The organism is Pseudooceanicola lipolyticus, assembly GCF_002786325.1.
Lineage (GTDB): Bacteria > Pseudomonadota > Alphaproteobacteria > Rhodobacterales > Rhodobacteraceae > Pseudooceanicola_C > Pseudooceanicola_C lipolyticus.
In genome coordinates this window covers 1-1177 of sequence record NZ_PGTB01000360.1, presented here as the reverse complement: position 1 = coordinate 1177, position 1177 = coordinate 1, and the positions used below count along the sequence as shown (strand labels likewise).

The window sequence follows — 1177 nt, the reverse complement described above, 5'->3', positions numbered from 1 at the left end:
CTTATTCGATGATCTTCGACACCACGCCGGCGCCGACGGTGCGGCCACCTTCGCGGATGGCGAAGCGCAGGCCGTTTTCCATCGCGATCGGTGCGATCAGTTCGACGCCGAAGGAGACGTTGTCGCCCGGCATCACCATCTCGGTGCCCTCGGCCAGCGTCACCGTGCCGGTCACATCCGTGGTGCGGAAGTAGAACTGCGGCCGGTAGTTGGCGAAGAACGGCGTGTGGCGGCCGCCTTCATCCTTGGTCAGGATATAGGCTTCGGCCTCGAACTTGGTGTGCGGCGTCACCGAACCCGGCTTGCACAGCACCTGGCCACGCTCGACACCGTCGCGGTCCACACCACGCAGCAGCGCGCCGATATTGTCGCCGGCCTCGCCGCGGTCCAGCAGCTTGCGGAACATTTCCACGCCGGTGCAGGTGGTCTTCTTGGTGTCGCGGATGCCGACGATCTCGATTTCGTCGCCAACGTTGATCACGCCCCGCTCGACCCGGCCGGTCACCACGGTGCCGCGGCCCGAGATCGAGAACACGTCTTCGATCGGCATCAGGAACGGCTGGTCCACCGCGCGCTCGGGCGTCGGGATATATTCGTCAACCGCCGCCATCAGCTTCTTGATCGACTCCTCGCCGATCGCCTCGTCACGGCCTTCCAGCGCCGCCAGGGCCGAGCCCGGGATGATCGGAATGTCGTCGCCGGGATATTCGTACGAGCTCAGCAGCTCGCGCACTTCCATCTCGACCAGCTCCAGCAGTTCCTCGTCGTCGACCTGGTCGACCTTGTTGAGGTAGACCACCATCGCCGGGATGCCGACCTGGCGGCCCAGCAGGATGTGCTCGCGGGTCTGCGGCATCGGGCCGTCAGCGGCGTTCACCACCAGGATCGCGCCGTCCATCTGCGCCGCGCCGGTGATCATGTTCTTGACGTAGTCGGCGTGGCCGGGGCAGTCGACATGGGCGTAGTGACGGCCTTCGGTCTCGTATTCCACATGCGCGGTCGAAATGGTGATGCCGCGTGCCTTCTCTTCCGGCGCACCGTCGATCTGGTCATAGGCCTTGAAGTCGCCGAAATATTTCGTGATCGCGGCCGTCAGCGTCGTCTTCCCGTGGTCAACATGCCCGATCGTGCCGATGTTCACATGCGGTTTCGTCCGTTCGAATTTTGCCTTTGCCAT

General features: G+C 64.1%; 1 protein-coding gene. It reads right to left on the bottom strand.

Going from position 1 to position 1177, the window contains the following annotated elements:
* Nucleotide 1: 1 nt before the first annotated feature.
* A partial coding sequence (gene tuf, locus CVM52_RS25900; RefSeq protein WP_100165073.1) for an elongation factor Tu occupies nucleotides 2-1177 on the bottom strand: 1176 nt, incomplete at its 5' end.